The 19081-nt window shown below is 61.2% G+C and carries 22 protein-coding genes; 6 read left to right on the plus strand and 16 right to left on the minus strand.

The genetic code is table 11. The annotated features are described in order from the left end of the window. The first annotated feature begins 9 nt into the window (after positions 1-9). From GYK42_RS22325 to panC, 4 genes are all read left to right on the plus strand, one after another. Complete coding sequence (locus GYK42_RS22325) at positions 10-489, plus strand: GNAT family N-acetyltransferase (RefSeq protein WP_034778216.1); 480 nt, start codon at positions 10-12, stop codon at positions 487-489. Positions 490-596: 107 nt separating this feature from the next. Continuing rightward, a complete protein-coding gene (locus tag GYK42_RS22330; RefSeq protein WP_166449256.1) occupies positions 597-806 on the plus strand; it encodes a DUF3460 family protein in 210 nt (69 codons plus the stop codon). Positions 807-823: 17 nt separating this feature from the next. After that, positions 824-1756, plus strand: coding sequence for a segregation and condensation protein A (locus GYK42_RS22335; RefSeq protein ID WP_166449257.1), 933 nt, complete (start codon positions 824-826; stop codon positions 1754-1756). Positions 1757-1810: 54 nt separating this feature from the next. After that, positions 1811-2650: a pantoate--beta-alanine ligase gene (panC, locus tag GYK42_RS22340; protein ID WP_166449258.1), complete on the plus strand. Its 840-nt coding sequence runs from the start codon at positions 1811-1813 to the stop codon at positions 2648-2650. A 39-nt stretch (positions 2651-2689) separates the two neighbouring features. On the opposite strand, the gene GYK42_RS22345 is transcribed toward panC, so the two are convergent. Together GYK42_RS22345 and GYK42_RS22350 are read right to left on the minus strand one after the other, a co-directional pair. Further along, complete coding sequence (locus GYK42_RS22345; protein WP_166449259.1) at positions 2690-3142, minus strand: hypothetical protein; 453 nt, start codon at positions 3140-3142, stop codon at positions 2690-2692. 98 nt (positions 3143-3240) lie between these two features. Next, positions 3241-3438, minus strand: a complete 198-nt coding sequence (locus GYK42_RS22350) for a hypothetical protein (RefSeq protein ID WP_166449200.1) — start codon at positions 3436-3438, stop codon at positions 3241-3243. Between GYK42_RS22350 and GYK42_RS22355 the strand changes: the two genes are divergently transcribed. Continuing rightward, positions 3437-4189: an SDR family oxidoreductase gene (locus tag GYK42_RS22355; RefSeq protein ID WP_240943708.1), complete on the plus strand. Its 753-nt coding sequence runs from the start codon at positions 3437-3439 to the stop codon at positions 4187-4189. The two genes, GYK42_RS22350 and GYK42_RS22355, sit on opposite strands and share 2 nt — an antisense overlap. Before the next feature lie 77 nt (positions 4190-4266). On the opposite strand, the gene cheY is transcribed toward GYK42_RS22355, so the two are convergent. From cheY to flhD, 14 genes are all read right to left on the minus strand, one after another. Beyond that, positions 4267-4665 (minus strand): chemotaxis response regulator CheY, encoded by a 399-nt coding sequence (gene cheY, locus GYK42_RS22360; protein WP_010396677.1) that lies wholly within the window; start codon positions 4663-4665, stop codon positions 4267-4269. A 147-nt stretch (positions 4666-4812) separates the two neighbouring features. Further along, a complete protein-coding gene (locus tag GYK42_RS22365; protein ID WP_035826603.1) occupies positions 4813-5883 on the minus strand; it encodes a protein-glutamate methylesterase/protein-glutamine glutaminase in 1071 nt (356 codons plus the stop codon). 108 nt (positions 5884-5991) lie between these two features. Beyond that, a complete protein-coding gene (cheD, locus tag GYK42_RS22370; RefSeq protein ID WP_034758343.1) occupies positions 5992-6600 on the minus strand; it encodes a chemoreceptor glutamine deamidase CheD in 609 nt (202 codons plus the stop codon). A gap of 9 nt (positions 6601-6609) precedes the next feature. Next, positions 6610-7482, minus strand: a complete 873-nt coding sequence (locus tag GYK42_RS22375) for a CheR family methyltransferase (protein WP_058048492.1) — start codon at positions 7480-7482, stop codon at positions 6610-6612. Positions 7483-7553: 71 nt separating this feature from the next. Then, positions 7554-9275 (minus strand): methyl-accepting chemotaxis protein, encoded by a 1722-nt coding sequence (locus GYK42_RS22380; RefSeq protein WP_166449261.1) that lies wholly within the window; start codon positions 9273-9275, stop codon positions 7554-7556. Positions 9276-9468: 193 nt separating this feature from the next. Next, positions 9469-9975: a chemotaxis protein CheW gene (locus tag GYK42_RS22385; protein ID WP_034758356.1), complete on the minus strand. Its 507-nt coding sequence runs from the start codon at positions 9973-9975 to the stop codon at positions 9469-9471. A gap of 30 nt (positions 9976-10005) precedes the next feature. Beyond that, entirely contained in the window at positions 10006-12207 is a 2202-nt protein-coding gene (gene cheA / locus GYK42_RS22390) for a chemotaxis protein CheA (RefSeq protein ID WP_166449262.1), read from the minus strand. A 43-nt stretch (positions 12208-12250) separates the two neighbouring features. After that, complete coding sequence (locus GYK42_RS22395) at positions 12251-12616, minus strand: response regulator (RefSeq protein ID WP_034758362.1); 366 nt, start codon at positions 12614-12616, stop codon at positions 12251-12253. 83 nt (positions 12617-12699) lie between these two features. Continuing rightward, the gene (locus GYK42_RS22400; RefSeq protein WP_034758366.1) at positions 12700-13248 is read right to left on the minus strand and encodes a hypothetical protein; all 549 of its coding nucleotides are present in this window, start codon (positions 13246-13248) and stop codon (positions 12700-12702) included. Positions 13249-13294: 46 nt separating this feature from the next. Further along, on the minus strand, positions 13295-14272 hold the full coding sequence (motB, locus tag GYK42_RS22405) for a flagellar motor protein MotB (protein ID WP_046684787.1): 978 nt from the start codon (positions 14270-14272) through the stop codon (positions 13295-13297). A 58-nt stretch (positions 14273-14330) separates the two neighbouring features. Then, positions 14331-15191, minus strand: coding sequence for a flagellar motor stator protein MotA (gene motA, locus GYK42_RS22410; RefSeq protein ID WP_034758373.1), 861 nt, complete (start codon positions 15189-15191; stop codon positions 14331-14333). 218 nt (positions 15192-15409) lie between these two features. After that, positions 15410-16171 (minus strand): class I SAM-dependent methyltransferase, encoded by a 762-nt coding sequence (locus GYK42_RS22415; protein ID WP_166449263.1) that lies wholly within the window; start codon positions 16169-16171, stop codon positions 15410-15412. A 111-nt stretch (positions 16172-16282) separates the two neighbouring features. Then, positions 16283-16846, minus strand: a complete 564-nt coding sequence (gene flhC / locus GYK42_RS22420; protein WP_058048488.1) for a flagellar transcriptional regulator FlhC — start codon at positions 16844-16846, stop codon at positions 16283-16285. A 60-nt stretch (positions 16847-16906) separates the two neighbouring features. Continuing rightward, complete coding sequence (flhD, locus tag GYK42_RS22425; protein WP_010396649.1) at positions 16907-17224, minus strand: flagellar transcriptional regulator FlhD; 318 nt, start codon at positions 17222-17224, stop codon at positions 16907-16909. Positions 17225-17830: 606 nt separating this feature from the next. Here flhD and kynU point away from each other — a divergent pair. Further along, on the plus strand, positions 17831-19081 hold the full coding sequence (kynU, locus tag GYK42_RS22430) for a kynureninase (RefSeq protein WP_166449264.1): 1251 nt from the start codon (positions 17831-17833) through the stop codon (positions 19079-19081).

The raw sequence follows: 19081 nt of genomic DNA on the forward strand, positions 1-19081 counted from the left end.
GGACCGATGATGAATATCGTGGTGCGCGAAGCAACAAATGCCGATGCACAGCTGATGGCCGAGCTGACCCGCGCCGCGTGGGCCGGCAAGGTCGCGGCCTCGTCCAGTGGGCACCACGAGACGGCGCAGCAAGTGGAAGAGCAATTGCGCCACGGCGGCGGTTTTCTGTTGCTGATCGACGACATTCCAGCTGGTTCGCTGCGCTGGATGCCGCTCGACAGCGATCCCGCCATCTGGAAGATTTCACGCATGGGTGTGCTGCCCGCCTACCGGGGCAGCCACGTTTCGCAACATTTGCTCGAAGCCATCATTCATCACGGCCTGTCGTGCCAGGCAGAGGAATTGCGCCTGGCCGTACGGCGCGACCAGCGCAAGCTGATCGATTTTTATGCGGCCTTCGAATTCGACCTGGCCGAAGAACTGGAATATTCGCATGCCAACCCCGCCGAACCGGCGCCGATGGTGATGCGGCGTTTGCTGCGTTATTGATTTTTAGCAATTTCGCCCCGTACTTGCCGATACAACAACCCGCCAAGCCGCACGGCGCGGTAAAATACGGCCGGCTGACCTTACCCATAAGACACTCAGAAGAGAATATGAAACTGCCTGCAAAACACAACAACTACGTATCCGACCACACCTTGTTCATCGCCGAACTGAAGGCCAAGAACCCTGACATGGAAGCGGGCCAGCAAGCGGGCCGCGCCCTGCTGTGGGACAAGCCGGCCGTCAGCATCGATGAGCAGGAACGCCAACTGGCGTCGGCCGTCAAGCAACAGGCTTACGTCTACCAGAACAAGAACTAAGATCTGGAACCGGCACGATGTTGCCTGAAGAGTCTGCAGTCACGCCGGAAGCCGACGCTTCCGGTGCCGGCGCAGTCATCGAGTCGCCCCAACCTGTCGCTGACGGCGACGGCAGCGGCGACCCTGCAGCATCCGCCACGGCAGTAACGGACACGGCGCCCGCCGCCGACCCGCTGGGCATCGCCCGCCTGTATGGCGAGCCGATGATGCGCATGCCGACGGATTTGTACATTCCGCCGGATGCGCTGGAAATCTTCCTCGAAGCCTTCGAAGGCCCGCTCGACTTGCTGCTCTACCTGATCCGCAAGCAAAACTTCAACATTCTCGATATTCCGATGGCGCAGGTGACCCTGCAATATCTGAAGTATGTCGACCAGATCCGCGTGCGCAACTTGGAACTGGCCGCCGAGTATCTGTTGATGGCCGCCATGCTGATCGAGATCAAGTCGCGCATGCTTTTGCCTTCACGCAAAAGCGACGTCGAGGAAGATGGCGGCGACCCCCGTGCCGAACTGGTGCGCCGCCTGCTCGAGTACGAGCAGATCAAGCTGGCCGCCTACGACCTGAACGCCATCCCCCAGTTCGAGCGCGATTTCGTGCGCACGCAGATTTTCATCGAGCAAAGCCTGACGCCCACCTGGCCCGACGTGGAACCGGTGGACTTGCAGCAGGCGTGGCTCGACGTGCTGAAACGCGCCAAGCTGACCCAGCATCACCGCATCAGCCGCCAGGAACTGTCCGTGCGCGAGCACATGTCGAGCATCCTGCGCCATTTGCAATCGTCGCGTTTCGTCGAGTTCAGCGAACTGTTCGACATTGCCGGCGGCGTGCCCGTGGTGGTGGTCAACTTCGTGGCCCTGCTCGAACTGGCCAAGGAAACCCTGATCGAAATCACGCAGGCAGAACCGTTTGCCCCCATCTACGTCCGGCTGGCCTATTCGCCCGCCTGACCCCTTCCCTTTGTCACTGACCACCGTACAACGGGGTTTTAGCGAAAGCAATCCATGAAAATTATTTCCGACATCGAAGAATTGCGCGACCAGCTCAGCGGACAGCTGCGCACGGCGTTCGTCCCCACCATGGGCAACCTGCACGAAGGCCATCTGTCGCTGATGCGTTTGGCCCGCAAGCATGGCGACCCCGTCGTCGCCTCGATCTTCGTCAACCGCCTGCAATTCGGCCCGAACGAAGACTTCGAAAAATATCCGCGCACCATGGCCGCCGATATCGCCAAGCTGGAAAAGGAGGGCGTGTACGTGCTGTTCGCGCCGACGGAAAAGGAACTGTATCCGGAACCGCAGGAATACCGCGTGCGCCCGCCCGATGACCTGGGCAATACGCTGGAAGGCGAATTCCGCCCCGGTTTCTTCGAAGGCGTGTGCACCGTCGTCACCAAGCTGTTTTCGTGTGTGGGCCCACGCGTGGCCGTGTTCGGCAAGAAGGATTACCAGCAACTGATGATCATCCGCAACATGGCGCGCCAGTTCGCGCTGCCGACGGAAATCATCGCTGCGGAAACCTACCGCGCCGACGATGGCCTGGCCTTATCGTCGCGCAATATGTATTTGTCGGAAAGCGAACGCGCGGAAGCGCCGGAACTGTACAAGGGTCTCAATTTCGTCGCCGAGGAAGTGCGCAAGGGCAACCTGGCCGTGGGCGAACTGGAACAGGCCAGCATGCGGCTGTTGAACAGCCGGGGCTGGAAATCGGACTACATCGCCGTGCGCAAGCGCGCCAACCTGCAAGCGCCTAGCGCCGCCGAACTGGCCGCAGGCGAACCGCTGGTGGTGCTGGCCGCCGCCAAGCTGGGACAGACCAGATTGATCGACAATCTGGAAATCTAAGCGCAGTCACAGCGGGGTCATTCGGCCCCGTTTCTTTCTCTACTTCTCCATCCCCACCAACTTGAGTTCGGCAAACAGCGGCTTGTTGCTGCCGCGGGCCGCTTGCAGCATGTCGTAGCTGGCCGCATCAAGCACGATTTCCTCCCCCGCCCACAGCTTGCGCTGGTTCGCGGGCAGCCTCAGGCTGCGCAGGATGGCCCGTACCTGGGCCGGATCGGCCGCCAGCAGGCGGATGGCGCGCGCATGGCGCTGCGTGCCCGTGAGGATAGGCAAGCCGCCCTCGGGACCATTCTGGCTCAGGCTGACATAATCCTGGCCACCCACGCGGTGCAGATAGGCATGTCGACCATCCGCTTCGGCAGGCGGCTGCGCGGCCGGCTCCTGCATCTCGACAGACGCGACAGGCGCCACGGCGGTTTGTTCAAGGCTCACGCCACAGGCCGCCAACAGGGCCGTGCTCAGGGCGAAAAATAATACGGGTGCTCGGCGCATCGTGCGCTCCTTCTTGTCGGGGTCGGGGACAAAGGTGGAATACTGCAGCGATCATGGGCCAAATTATTTGACGTGTAAAGTTAACTTTAGGAAATATTTCATTCCTTTGCGCAATTACTTGCAGGCACTGTGATCTGGCCTGCCCATACCGGACAAGCCAGCAACCATTGTTGATGTAATTTGCACGCTGAAACCATCAATGCCATCTTTATCCACAGATCGATAAAGATCACAATGGCTGCACCGGCTCGCAGCGACAGCATGCGGGCTTCCCACCACGACAGGAGAACAGCCATGAACACAACATCCAGCCCCGCCAAGGTCGCCATCGTCACGGGCGCTTCGCGCGGCATCGGCGCGGCCATCGCCCGCCGCCTGGCGCGCGACGGCATGCAGGTCGTCGTCAATTACGCCAGCGCTAACGTGGAGGCGGAGCAACTGGTGGCGGCCATCGTGGCCGACGGGGGCGCCGCCATCGCCGTCAAGGCCAACGTGGTCGAGGCAAGCGACGTGCAAGCACTGTTCGATGCGGCCGAGGCAGCCTACGGCGGCGTCGACGTGCTGGTCAACAACGCCGGCATCATGCCGCCCGCACTGCCTGCCCTGGCCGACACGGACGACGCCACCTTCGACAGCCTGTTCGCCATCAACGTCAAGGGCAGCTTCAACAGCATGCGCCAGGCGGCGACGCGTTTGCGCCACGGCGGCAGCGTCATCAATTTCTCGACCAGCGTGATTGGCCTGGCCCTGCCCGGCTACTCCATCTACGGCGCCACCAAGGCGGCCATCGAGACGATGACGAATATCTTCGCCAAGGAGCTGCGCGGCAAGAACATCACGGTCAACGCCGTCGCCCCCGGCCCTACGGCGACGGCCCTGTTCTTGAATGGCAAGACGGAAGAAACGATACTGCGCATGGGCAAGATGGCGCCCTTGGAACGCCTGGGCACGCCGGGCGACATCGCCGCCGCCGTGGCCTTTTTGGCAGGGCCGGATGGCCGCTGGATCAACGGGCAAACCCTGCGCGCGAATGGCGGCCTGGTGTAAGCAAGACGCAAGCCGACGAAAAAAAACGCTGCCGGTTTGCACGGGCAGCGTTTTTCTTGATTGGTATCAAGCCGTGATCAGGCGCCGGCTTTTTCCAGCTTCTCGAAAATCTTGTTCAGCTTTTCATCGAGGGTCGCGGCCGTGAACGGCTTGACGACATAACCGCTGGCGCCAGCTTGCGCGGCGGCGATGATGTTTTCTTTTTTCGCTTCGGCGGTGACCATCAGCACGGGCAGCTTGGCCAGTGCGGGATCGGCGCGGATATGCTGCAGCATCGTCAGGCCATCCATGTTTGGCATGTTCCAGTCCGAGACGACGAAATCATACGATTCCGCGCGCAGCTTGGCCAGGCCCATCACGCCATCTTCCGCCTCATCGACGTTGGCATAACCCAGTTCCTTCAACAGATTCCGGACAATGCGGCGCATCGTCGAAAAATCGTCAACGACTAAAAATTTCATCTTTGGATCAGCCATGAATAACTCCGTTGTTTCTGTAGCGGTTTGTTAATAATATCGACATGAATGCCGACATTATGGTCGACACTACGGCAGCAAGTTGTAGGATAGCATTTTCGTTGCTTTTAGGCGAACAAACTTGCCTCAGATCATATAAAACGTGGCTTACACGCGCAAAGCACGCATGCCATGCGCGGCCAGGTGTCCCAACACCATGCCAGGCAGCGCCGTCAGAGCGCCGACCTCATGCGTAGCACCGACGGCGATCGCCTCGCGCGGCATGCCGAACACCACGCAACTGGCTTCATCCTGCGCAAAATTATACGCTCCTGCGGCCTTCATCTCCAACATGCCTTGTGCGCCATCCTTGCCCATGCCGGTGAGGATCACGCCGACGGCATTTTTACCGGCCGATTGCGCGGCCGAACGGAACAGCACATCGACGGACGGGCGGTGGCGGTTCACCGGTTCGCCCTGGTCGATCTTGGTCATGTAGTTGGCGCCGCTGCGCGTCAGGGTCAGGTGCGAATGGCCGGGCGCGATGTAGGCGTGGCCGGGCAGCACCCGTTCGCCGCCTGCCGCCTCCTGCACCGAAATCTTGCACAGGGAATCGAGGCGGCGCGCGAACGAGCGCGTAAAGCCTTCCGGCATGTGCTGCGTGATCAGGATGCCGGGGCAATCGGACGGCATCTGCATGAGGAATTCGCGGATCGCTTCCGTGCCGCCCGTCGAGGCGCCCACGATGATCAGCTTTTCGCTCGACGTCAGCGGGCTGCGCAGCGCAGGCAGCGGCGCGGCCACCTTGTCGCCGGCCGACGGCAGGGTGCGCGCACGGATGCGCGCCTTCGAAGCGGCGCGGATCTTGTCGGCGATCATGTCCGTGTACTCGCGCATGCCGCTCTGGATGGAAATCTTCGGCTTGGTGACGAAATCGACGGCGCCCAGTTCCAGCGCGCGCATGGTGATTTCCGAACCGCGCTCGGTCAAGGACGACACCATCAATACCGGCATCGGGCGCAAGCGCATCAGCTTTTCCAGGAAATCCAGGCCATCCATCTTCGGCATCTCGACGTCGAGGGTCAGCACGTCGGGGTTGGTCTGCTTGATCATCTCGCGCGCCACCAGCGGATCGGGCGCCGCGCCCACCACTTCCATGTCGGGCTGGCTGTTTACGATTTCCGTCATGACGCTGCGGATCAGCGCCGAGTCATCCACGATCAATACCTTGATCTTCATAGTTATCCTTCCAGGCCTTGCGGCCCGTATTCCTTATTAAATTAGTACACCGGACAAACCGCCGCAAGCCGCACAGCTCGACGCGCAGCAGGTTTGGTCTGGTGTTTGTCAGAACAGTTCGACTTCGCCGCCCACCGGCGCGACCTTGAGGCGGCTGGCGTAATCGAGTTCGCGGCGCACCAAAGTGTCGTTATGCGTCTGCATCAGTTTTTTCACCAGCACCTTGCCGCTGCGGGGGAAGAAGTACACCTTGCGCGGGTGGATGTCGTTCAGGTCTTCGGCCACCACGCGCATCTTTTCCGCCTTCAGGTAATTGATGACGAAGGCCGCATTGCGTTCGCCCACGTTGATCGCCGTGAAGCCGCGCAGCACGGCGCCGCCGCCGAACACTTTCGCTTCCATGTTCTCGCGCCGCGCGCCCGCCTTCAGCAAATCGTTGATCAGGATTTCCATGGCGTAGGTGCCATAGCGCATCGACGCGGAAATCGGGCTGTTCGGATCGCTGCCGCCATCGGGCAGCATGAAATGATTCATGCCGCCCAGGCCCGTGACGCGGTCGCGGATGCAGGCCGAGACGCAGGAGCCGAGTACGGTGACGATCAGCATGTCCTTGTTGGTAAAGTAATACTCACCAGGCAAGATCTTGGCGGCGTCACAGTTGAACGTCCTGTCGTAATAGACGTTAGTGGCGAATTGCTCTTTGGATTCCAGGCTCATATTTCACTCTCATGTACGATGCGACGGTGCCTTGGGCGCGGTGCCCCGGGGCTGGTCGAGCTCATAGACTGTTTTACCGCGCAGCTTCAATGAATCCGACACGTACAGAAAATTCTCCGAATGGCCCGCAAACAGCAGGGCATCCGGCTTCATCAATGGCACAAAGCGCGACAGGATCTTGCGCTGCGTCGCCTTGTCAAAATAAATCATCACGTTGCGGCAAAAGATGACGTCGAACTGCCCCGTCAATGGCCAGCCGTCGGCCAGCAGGTTGAGCGGCTTGAAGGTGATCATCTGGCGCAGTTCCGGGCGCACCCGCACCTGTCCTTCGCGGTCGCCCTTGCCGCGCAAGAAAAAGCGCCGCGCACGGTCGGCCGGCATCTTGTCGAGCCGGTCCAGGTTGTAGACGCCATTGGCGGCCGTGGCCAGCACGTTCGTGTCGATGTCCGTGGCGATGATGGTGACGGGCGGCGTGAGCGTATTGAACGCCTCGCACACCGTCATGGCGATCGAGTACGGCTCTTCGCCGGTGGAACTGGCCGAACACCAGATGGTGATCGGCCCGCTCAGCTTTTTCACATGCTCGGCCAGCAGCGGGAAGTGATGCGCCTCGCGGAAGAACGACGTCAGGTTGGTCGTCAGCGCATTCGTGAACGCCTCCCACTCGTCGCCCATGCGGCCCGCTTCCAGGTCGTCCAGGTAGCGGACGAACGAGGAGATGCCGGTCGCGCGCAATCGCCTGGCCAGGCGGCTGTAGACCATTTCCTGCTTGCTGTCGGCCAGCGCGATGCCGGCCCGCTTGTAAATCATGGCGCGGACCCGTTCGAAGTCCTTGCCAGTGAAATCAAATTCCTTGACCGAATCCGTTTTAGTTTGCGGCATTTGTTTTTTACCTCTCTATGACTACTCTGACCAATGCCTTTGCAAGTATAACTAGCGGGACCGGGTTGCCGTCAGAACTCTTCCCAATCGTCGCCGCCGGCCGCCGCCAGCTTTTTCGCGGGCGGTGGCGAGCCGGCTTGCGCCGTCTTTGCCAACCGCCGTGTATTTGCCGCCACATTCGGCGCCGGCCGTGCCGCCGCCTTGACTACCGGCGCGGGCGCGGGCATGGCCGCCTGCGCCGCGCTCTCGCCGTCGAGCTTGAAGATGCTGACGGCGGCGCCCAGATTCTGTGCCTGCTCCTGCATGCTTTCGGCCGCCGCCGCCGCTTCCTCGACCAGCGCCGCATTTTGCTGCGTCATCTGGTCCATCTGCGCGATGGCCTGGTTCACTTCCTCGATGCCGTGGCTCTGTTCCTGCGTTGCCGCCGTGATCTCGCCCATGATGTCGGCCACCTGCCGGATCGACGTGACGATCAGGCCCATGGTCTGCCCCGCCTCGTCCACCAGGCGGCTGCCCGCATCAACCTTGTTGACCGAGTCGCCGATCAGGCCCTTGATTTCCTTGGCTGCGCCAGCCGATCGTTGCGCCAGATTGCGCACTTCCGACGCCACCACGGCAAAACCGCGTCCCTGCTCGCCTGCGCGCGCCGCTTCGACGGCCGCATTCAACGCCAGGATATTCGTCTGGAACGCAATGCCGTCGATGACGCCGATGATGTCGACGATCTTGCGCGAGCTGTCCTTGATGGAACCCATCGTATCGACCACTTGCGCCACCACCTTGCCGCCCTGCTCCGCCACCGACGATGCCGACACGGCCAGCTGGTTGGCCTGGCGCGCGTTGTCCGCGTTCTGCTTCACGGTCGACGTCAGCTCTTCCATCGACGACGCCGTCTCTTCGAGCGAACTGGCCTGCGTTTCCGTGCGCGCCGACAGGTCCGCATTGCCGCTGGCGATCTCGCGCGATGCCACGGTGATCGTTTCCGTGCCCTTGCGCACGTCGCTGACGGTCTGCACGAGGCTCTCGTTCATGTCCTTCAATGCCTGCTGCAGCGCGCTCGTTTCATCCTTGCCTTGGACCACCACGCGCGACGTCAGTTCGCCGGCAGCCACCTTCTGCGCCACGGCCAGGGCGCCGGACAATGGCACCGTGATCGAGCGAGTGATGAAGATGGCGCACCAGGCGCCGATCGCCACTGCCGCGCCGCCCAGGATGAACAGTACCGTCATCAGGCGCGCATCGGCCGCCAGCGAGTCGTCCATGAAGCTTTGCTGCGCCACGTGCTGCAAGTCGAGCAGCTTGTTGATATCGGCCAGGGTCGTCTTGTTCAAGGGATCGATGCGGGTGGCGATCACCTTCGCCGCGCCCTCGCTGTTAAACGCCAGCACCTGCCCCATCGCTTCCTTGAAGGCGGCATCGACTTCGCCGTCGACCTTGGCGATATTGGCCAGCAGCGCCTTCTCGCCATCGGACAGGCCCAGGGTGGCCAGCTTGCCGCGCGCGCCGTCGTACAGCTTGCGCTGCGCGCGCACCTTGCCCTCTTCCGCCTGCATCAGGCTCACATCGCCCTGCAGGCCGATATTGCGCATGGCGATACCGGTTTCCAGCATCGCGCTTTTCATCAGCGACGCCTGCGTATTCTTTTCGCTTGCCAGCTCCAGGCCCGTCAGCAGCTGGGCCTTGTTACGGTAATTCAGTGCATTCGCCGAAACGATCACCACCACCAGGATGGCGAGGATGCTGCCAAAACCTATCCCCAGCCGGGTGCCTATCTTGAAATCGCGCAAACTCATTACAGTCTCCAATATTTATGTGAACGGCGCCCGTTCAACCGGACGGCGCCGTGTTGTGGCCTGGTCTCTGTCGGACCTTGCAGCCTGCCGGCGCCTCTCAATACTGCTCGCGCCGGTACATGCATATCTGTAGTGATTCTTTGCGTGCTAAAACGGCGGCGCACCGGGCGCCGCCTTGCTGCCATGCGGAGGCTTACGCCGCCAGCTTGTCGATCAGGCCCATCTCGCTGCTCGACATCAGCTTGTCGATGTCGACCAGGATCAGCATGCGCTCGTCGATGGTGCCCAGGCCGATCATGTAGTCGGTCGAGAAGGCGGTGCCCATTTCCGGCGCCGGTTTCACCTGCTCCGGCGTCAGGGTGGTGACGTCGGAAACGCTGTCGACCACCATGCCGACGATACGGCCGCCGATGTTCAGGATGATCACCACCGTGAACTGGTCGTACACGGGCGTGCCCAGGTTGAACTTGATGCGCATGTCGACCACGGGAATAATGATGCCGCGCAGGTTGATCACGCCCTTGATGAATTCAGGCGCGTTGGCGATGCGGGTGACCGCTTCATAACCACGGATTTCCTGGACCTTCAGGATATCGATGCCGTACTCTTCGGAGCCCAGGGTGAAGGCCAGGAATTCACGGCCGGCGATGTCCTTGCCGTCGCCCGCATTGCTTCCGGATGTTTGTTGAGTATCTGACATGGTGCGTTTTCCTATCTTTATCTATCGGTATTACGAAAAAATGGACTCGTCGGCCAGCTGGCGCGAGGAACGGATCAGGGCGGCGACATCGAGAATCAGCGACACGCCGCCATCGCCCAGGATGGTGGCGCCGGAAATGCCCACCACCTTGCGGTAATTCGATTCGAGGTTTTTCACCACGACTTGCTGCTGTCCCACCAGGTCGTCGACAAACAGGGCCGCCTTGCGCCCTTCCGTCTCGAGGATCACGCAGATGCCTTCCGACGGGCTGGTAAAGCGCGGCGCGATGTCGAACATCTGGTACAGCGGAATCAATGGCAGGTATTCGCCGCGCACTTTCACCACCTGCCCCTTGCCACTGATGTCCTTGATGTCTTCAACGGCTGGCTGCAAGGATTCGATGACAAAGCCCAGCGGTAAAATATACACTTCGTCGCCGACCCTGATCGACATGCCGTCCAGGATGGCCAGGGTCAGCGGCAGCGAGATGGAAATCGTCGTGCCGAAGCCCTTGGCCGAGCGGATGTCGACGACGCCGCCCATGGCGCTGATATTGCGCTTGACGACATCCATGCCCACGCCGCGGCCCGACACGTCGGTAACGGCTTCGGCGGTGGAAAAGCCGGGCGCGAAAATCAGCTGCCACACGTCGGCGTCGCTCATCGTCTCGGATACGTCCAGGCCCTGCTGCGCGGCCTTGGCCAGGATGCGCTCGCGGTTCAAGCCCGCGCCGTCATCGGATACCTCGATGATGATGTTGCCGCCCTGGTGGCTGGCCGAGAGGAACAGCCGGCCGGCCTCGGTCTTGCCGGCGGCCACCCGGGCGGCCGGCATTTCCACGCCATGGTCGATGCTGTTGCGCACCAGGTGCGTGAGCGGATCGACGATGCGCTCGATGAGGCCCTTGTCCAGTTCCGTGGCGGCGCCATTGGTGATGAAATCGACCTTCTTGCCCAACTTGGTGGCCAGGTCGCGCACCATGCGCGGGAAGCGCGAAAAGACGAAATCCATCGGCATCATGCGGATCGACATCACCGCTTCCTGCAAGTCGCGCGTATTGCGCGTCAAATGGCTGACGCTGTCGAGCAGCTTTTCATGCAGCATCGGGTCGAGCGCGCTGGCGCGCTGCTCGATCATCGCCTGCGTGATCACCAGTTCGCCCACCAGGTTGATCAGCTGGTCGACTTTCTCGATCGAGACGCGGATCGACGACGATTCGGCGCCGGCCTTGTCGCCTTCTTTCTTGGCCGGTTTCTTTTCCTGCTCCGCTTCGGCCACGGCGCTGGCCACGGCAGGCGCGGCGGCAGCGCTGGCGTTGCCAGCCTTGGCCGCGTCGGCGCGAATCTGCTCAATGGGCTGGAAGAAACCGTAGCCCTGTTCGGCGTCGCTCTGCACGCCGGCGGCGGCGCGGATGTCCTCGAGCGGCTGGAAGAAGCCATAGCCGGGGTCCGTCGCGCCCTGCGCGGCAGGCGCGCCTGGCAGCGGGTCGAAGAAACCGTAGCCCTGCGCCTTTTCCTGCGCCGCGCGGGCCGCTTCGGCTTCGCCTGGCGCCAGCGGCGGCGCCTGCGTGATCACCATGTCGTCCGGATTGAGCACGAACGAGCAGATGGCCAGGATATCGTCCAGGCTTTCATGCGTCGTCACTTCCAGCACCTTGCGCGCGTCGGGCAAGGCGGAGACGGCGACGTCGCCCAGCAAGCCCAGTTCGGCCGCCAGCGCATCGACTTCGCGCGACTCCATGGCTGGCAGTTCCAGGCGGATGCGATGGCCGCCGGCATGGCTGACGGCCGCCTTTTCCGCCGTATGGAAGGCTGGTGCGACGGGCGTGAGCGCAGCCACGGGCACGTCATGCGAGAACGACTGCAGCATCATGCGCACATTGGCCACGGCATCCTGGTCGACGGCGCTGCCGAGGCGATGGCCGTCAAGCTGCATCTTGAGGATATCCTTGGCCGCCAAGAAGGCGTCGACGTGTTCCGCCGTCAGGGCCATCTGGCCCTGGCGGATGCGGTCGAGCAGCGACTCGAGGATGTGCGTCACCTCGCTCATGTCGGAGAGACCGAACGTCGATGCGCCGCCCTTGATCGAATGGGCGGTACGGAAAATGGCGTTCAGGTCTTCGGCGTCGGGCGCCGCAATATCGACGGCCAGCAGCAGCCGTTCTTTTTCAGCCAGCAGTTCTTCGGCCTCATCGAAAAAGACCTGAAAAAACTGGCTAATATCGATGGTCATAGGGTGACTCCGTCAATTGCATCATTGCACTGCGCGGCTGGCATCAGCCGATCACCTTCTTGACCACTTCGATCAGGCGTTGCGGATCGAACGGCTTGACCAGCCAGCCATTGGCGCCGGCGGCACGTCCCTTCGACTTCATCTCGTCCGACGACTCCGTCGTCAGCATCAGGATGGGCACCTTCTGGTAGGTCGGCAGCTCGCGCAGCAGCTTGATCAGTTCCAGGCCATCCATGCGCGGCATGTTCTGGTCCGTCAATACCAGGTCCACGGTTTGCAGCTTGGCTTTTTCCAGTCCGTCCTGGCCGTCGACGGCCTCCACCACCTGGTAACCGGCGGCTTTCAGGCTGAACGCCACCATCTGGCGCAATGAGCTGGAATCGTCCACTGCAAGTATCGTTTTGGCCATCTTTGCTCCCACTTATTCCGGGCACCCTGCCCGAGTATTTGATTAATCAATCCATGCAACCACAAGCGCTCCGCATTGGCATGCTAGAACAGCTCGATGTCGCCACTTTCCAAATGCTGTTGACTGACAGCCTTGCGCAGCACGCTGCGCAACTCCAGGCTTTGAATCGCCAGCGCCATGCTGACCCGACCCAGCAAGGCGACAATTTCTTCATTGTCGCTCTCCGGCAACATCTCAGCGCCATGCTCGCCCAGGGTCCCGAGGAACTCGCGCAAGCCCGTCACGCGCTTCAAGGTGCGCTCGATCAGCTGGCTGGTCATGTCCTGGAACTGCAGGCTGGTGATGGCGGCATTCACATAGCCCCCCACCTCATCCTGCAACGCCAGCAGTTTTTCCCGTTGCTGCTCGGCCGGAATACCGCCGTCGAGCAGCAGCGCGATGGTGTCTTGCTGCGCAGCGACGGCTGCGTGTATCGCCATGAAATTGAAGGACAGCTTCTCGATCGCCTCTTCCAGCAAGATGCCGGTCTGCACCAGGTCGGTTTCCACCTCCGTCAAGTGCTTGCGGCCATGGTCCGACACGCCAGACAGCAGGCGCTTTACATGCGAGCCAAGTATTTTCTTTCTTGTCATAAAGGTCTCATTGTTTCAATACACCACGCGTCGACAGACTTGCGTGTTATTTTTTCGCCGCTGCCGGGGCGGGGACTGGCGCCGCCGCGGGCGGCGCACCGGCCGCCAGCCCTGAAGCGACAGCGGCGGAAGCGGCATCGGTCACCGGCAGCTCGATCGCCGAACCATCGCGCAGGACATTTTCTTCCGTGCGCTTGTTCATGACGATGATGCTGATGCGCCGGTTGATCGGATTGAAGGGGTCGAGCTTGTCCAGGTGGGCGGCCGAACCCAGCCCCACCACGCGCAAGACTTTTTCTTCCTTCATGCCGCCGATCACCAGTTCGCGCCGCGACGCATTCGCGCGGTCGGCCGACAATTCCCAGTTGCTGTAACCGGCATCGCTCATGTAGGGCGTCGAATCCGTATGGCCGGACAGGCCGATGCGATTCGGCACTTCATTGAGCACGGAGCCGATGGCGTGCAGGATTTCCTTGGTGTACGGTTGCAGATTCGCATTGGCGAGCGCAAACATCGGACGGTTCTGCTCGTCGACGATCTGGATGCGCAAGCCTTCGCTGGTGATATCGAGCAGCAACTGGTTCTTGTATTTTTTCAGCAGGGGATTGGCATCGATGGTCGCTTCGATGCGCGCCTTGAGCGCCTGCAGGCGCTTGCCTTCCTCGCGTTCGAGCGCGGCCTTGGCGGAATTGAGGTCGAACGATTTGCGCTGCTGCTCTTCCTGCGCCTTGCGCACCTGCCCATCCTGGCGCGACAGATCCTGGCCGCCGCCCTGGATCACGGAATTGCTCTCGCCGCTGCCGGAGCCGCCCGCCATCGCCACTTTCAAGGGCGTCTTGAAGAATTCGGAAATGCCGTTCAAGTCGCCCTTCGAGGTGGAGCCCAGCAGCCACATCAGCAGGAAGAAGGCCATCATGGCCGTGACAAAGTCGGCGTAGGCGATCTTCCACGCCCCGCCATGGTGCCCGCCAGCCGTCTTCTTGATACGCTTGACGATAATCGGGCGCATGCCTTCATCGGCCATGGCGTCCCCCTTCCGTGTGCTGCAAATGACTCATGGTGTCCAAGCGTGTATTCACTGCTTACTTCGTTTTCGATTTCTTGATGTGGTCTTCCAGCTCGTTGAACGTCGGGCGCTCGGTCGAGAACAGCACCTTGCGGCCGAACTCCACGGCCAGCGCCGGCGCATAGCCGTTCAGGCTGGCCAGCAGGGTCACTTTCACGCACTGGAACATCTTGCTCGACTCTTCCAGCTTTTGCTCGAGCAGGCTGGCCAGCGGACCGACGAAACCGTAGGCCAGCAAGATGCCGAGGAAGGTGCCGACCAGCGCGTGCGCGATCAGCATGCCCAGCTCGGCCGGCGGAATGCCCACCGACTCCATCGTATGCACCACGCCCATCACGGCGGCGACGATACCGAACGCGGGCAAGCCATCGCCCACCTTGGCGATCACGTGGGCCGGCACGGCGCCTTCGTGATGGTGCGTCTCGATTTCATTGTCCATCAGATTTTCGATCTGGAACGCATCCATATTGCCCGACACCATCAGGCGCAGGTAGTCGGTCATGAATTCGACGATGTGGTGATCGGCCAGCACGGCCGGGTATTTCGAAAACAGGGGGCTTTCCTCGGGCTTGTCGATATCGCCTTCGATCGACATCAAGCCTTCCTTGCGCACCTTGCTGAGCACTTCGAACAGCAAGGACATCAGTTCCATGTACAGCTCTTTGGTATAGCGCGAACCCTTGAACAGGCTCGGCAAGGCGGCGATCGTCGCCTTGATGGCCTTGTTATTGTTACCAACAAGGAAGGCGCCCAGGGCGGCGCCGCCGATCATCAGCAACTCCAGCGGCTGGAACAGCGCCGCCAGATGGCCGCCGGCCATTGCGAAGCCGCCAAAGACCGAGGCGCAGACGATGATGTATCCAATTATGACTAACAAGTGCCCTGACTCCCAATAATGGCCGGGGCTGTGTGCCCGGCATGTTCAAACCTGTTCCTGTCTTCTGGCGGCTGCGCCGCCGGCGGAGACTGCGGCAAAAAAGCAACCGGAAGTTAATTGAAATGTGTTGATTTTCAATGCAATTCCGAGAAAATGCCGTGTGGAACTACAATAACGTGAGATTGCCCCACGGGCAAGCAAATAACGCAGACAATTGCTTAAAAGCACCATATGTAAAGCAAAGGACCACCCTCTGTGGCGGCGATGGTCTTATCGGGCTCGCGTGCCGCGATCTGGAATTCGTAACTAAGAAGCATGCTACCGGGCAACATTTCCCTTTCCGCCTTGCTCCACAGGGCCGCCATCGCCGCCGGAGACAGGTAAGCGAACACGGCATCGTAGCGGCCGAAGTCGAGCGCTTCGTAGTCGCCGCGCAGGAAGCGCGCGCGGCTGCCCGCCAGCTTCGCCCGCAGGCGGCTTGCCAGCCACGGCAGCGGCGCCAGTTCGATGCCGGAAAACCGCCCGTCGGGCCGGCGCCGCGCCAGGTCCAGCACCAGGCCGCCCAGGCCGCTGCCGATATCGACCAGCCGCACGCCGGGACGGTCCGCGATCAGCTCGGCCACGGCCTGCCACACCTTCGGCCCCGAAGGATAAAACGGCACTTGCGTGCGAAACGTGGACCAATACAGGCTCAGCAGGAAAACAAAAGCCGCCAGGAATACGGCCGGGGGCAAATCGAGCAGGCTGGCCGCCAGCAAGGCAGGCGCAAACAGCAGGCCGATGGCGCACCACCAGCGCGCCAATCCCGCCCGCCAGGTAATAAACGCCGCCAGCACGCCCTGCACCAGCGCCACGGCAGGCAGCGACATGGCCACGCCGGCGCGCGCCAGGCCATATACCAATAGCAACATCAACGGAAAGGCCAACACCTGGATCAGGATGGCCTTGAGCGCGGGCGCGCGCAGGATTTGCTGCAGCATGGGCAAGTTAAAGGAGGAAAACGCCAGTGTAAGCGAAAGCACCATGAAAAAACCGGAGTCCGGTCTGGCGACCGCTCCGGTTTTTACTGAGGCTATTTATAGGGGACAGTATCAGGCGGCGACACCCGGCGATGCACCAGCGGCCGCTTCATCGCGCGCCTTCTTGGTCTTGCCGGCCCGCGAAGGCATGTGGCACAGGCCGCACACATAATCGGCGTTCAGGTCGAGGCAGTTGACGACGAACTTGCCGCCGCACTTGCCGCAGGGCGCCATATCCAGCATCTTGCTGCTGAAAAAGCGCACCAAGGTCCAGGCCCGCGTCAGCGACAGCAGCGGCTCTTCGCCCGCTTCGGGCGGCATCTGTTCCAGATACAGTTTATAGGCCTTCATCACGGCTTCGATGCCCGTGGCGCCGGCGTGCTCGACGAGGAATTTGTGGATATTGATGAACAGCGAGGAATGGATATTCGGTTGCCAGGTGAGGAACCAGTCGGTGGAAAACGGCAGCATGCCCTTGGGCGGCGAGACGCCCTTCAATTCCTTGTACAGATTCAGCAGGCGTTCGCGCGACAGCGAGACTTCCGTCTCCAGCAGTTGCAAACGCGCACCCAGCTGTATCAATTCGATGGCCAGCTGGATTTCCTGCGCTTCCGATACGACACTTTTCTTGGCCATGCTGTGTACTCCGCGACTGACTGATACTAACTAACTGCTACTGACTGAAAGCTTGCCGAATCAAGCGATTTCTTCGACGCCCTGGCCTGCCATGAGAATGGCAGCGTGCGACTGGGCCAGCGAACGGTCTTTATTGTAGTTCGTCAACATGCCCAGGATGGCGCTGTCGTCGAAGCGGAAGCGGGCCAGCATCATGTTGCCGCCAGCGAGCTTGAGGATCTGCGCATTGCTCATGCCTTCGATCAGTTCGGCGATGTCGGCGGCAATGCCCAAACGGAAGATGGCCGTTACCTTGTCCGCACGAATCATTTGCTGGGCCAGCATCAGGTAGCTCAGGTTAGCGTCGCGAATCTCAGCCATCATGTCGTTAGCAGTCATTTCCATCTCCTCAATCCGTTGAATTCAGCTGGCATTGTTTGTTGCCAGTGAGATACATTCTGCAGGAGCAACATTAAACGCAACAGAGGCGCAGCGCTGTATTTTTGGTCGGGGAATAGCGGATAGGACCGTAGGTGTTTGTCTGACAAACACTGCTCGATCATGGTCGCACGCCAGTAACGGCGCGGATGTGGGTGGGTGGCTCCATGCCGGATTTAGCCAACTTTTGGCCTGTAAAAAATATCACTTTTTTACAACAACTTGATTGGAATCAAGCCTGTCTACCTAGATAACGGCTGCCTTGGCAGGAACTTTAGGGCTTTTTTGAAAAATATTTCAAAAACCCGCATTCTTTTTCGGCCGGTTTGACACCGTTCATGTAATCGTTGACGGCGGCCCTCGGGAAAACTTTAGGGTTATTTGAAAATATTTTTAAAAATCGTGATTTTTTTCGTTGACGCCCCGCAGGACGGCACTTTCCGCGCTTCATCCAGCGCGGAAATTCCGCTTTTCGGCATGGATTTGCTACACTGCCTGCTTCCGCACAATACTTTAAGCTTCAAGCAATATCGTGCCATTGAGATAAGTATCAACATGAAAGCCACCATGATTTCTCGACATGACTGCAACGCGCGCGACCTCGACGATCCCCTGGCGCCATTGCGCCAGCAATTCGACTTGCCGCAAGGCGTGATTTACCTCGACGGCAATTCCCTGGGCGCGCGGCCGACAGCGGCCCTGGCCCGCGCCCAGCACGTCATCACGGCTGAATGGGGCACGGACCTGATCCGCAGCTGGAATACGGCCGGCTGGTTCGACCTGCCCAAGCGCCTGGGCGACCGCCTGGCGCCGCTGCTGGGGGCCGGCACGGGCGAAGTGGCGATCACCGACACCACCTCCGTCAACCTGTTCAAGGCCCTGGCCGCCGCCCTGCAGATGCAGGCCAGCGATCCCGCGCATGCGGCGCGGCGCATCATCGTCAGCGAACGCAGCAATTTCCCCACCGACCTGTACATGGCACAAGGCCTGGCCGCCTGGCTCGACCGCGGCTACCAGCTGCGTCTGGTCGACAGCCCCGAAGAACTGGCGCAAGCCATCGCTGCCGATTGCGCCGTCGCCATGCTCACGCACGTGAACTACCGCACCGGCTACCAGCACGACATGGCCGCCATCAGCAGCCATTGCCATGCGCAGGGCGCGCTGGCGCTATGGGACCTGGCTCATTCGGCCGGCGCCGTGCCGCTGGACCTGAACGGCGCCGGCGCCGACCTGGCCGTCGGCTGCACCTATAAATACCTGAATGGCGGTCCTGGTGCGCCCGCCTTCATCTGGGTGCCGGAAAAACACCAGGCGCGCTTCCGCCAGCCCTTGTCCGGCTGGTGGGGCCACGCCACGCCGTTCGCCATGGACCCGGGCTTCGCGCCGGCAGACGGCATCGCCCGCGCCCTGTGCGGCACGCAGCCGATACTCTCGCTGGCCCTCGTCGAATGCGGCCTCGATATCTTTGCGCAAACAAGCATGGAAGCCATCCGGCGCAAGTCGCTGGCCCTGACGGATCTGTTCATCGCGCTGGTGGAGCAGCGCTGCGCCAGCCATCCGCTGGGCCTCGTCACGCCGCGCGAGCATGCGCGGCGCGGCAGCCAGGTCAGCTTCACGCACCCGCACGGCTATGCCGTCATGCAAGCGCTGATCGCGCGCGGCGTGATCGGCGACTACCGCGAACCGGCCATCATGCGCTTCGGCTTCACGCCGCTGTACACGAGCTTTGCCGACGTGTGGGATGCCGTGGAAATCCTGCGCGACATCCTCGACACCCAAGCCTACGACATCGCCGCCAAGCGCGATGCCGTCACCTGA

The organism is Janthinobacterium lividum, assembly GCF_011601275.1.
Lineage (GTDB): Bacteria > Pseudomonadota > Gammaproteobacteria > Burkholderiales > Burkholderiaceae_D > Janthinobacterium > Janthinobacterium lividum_E.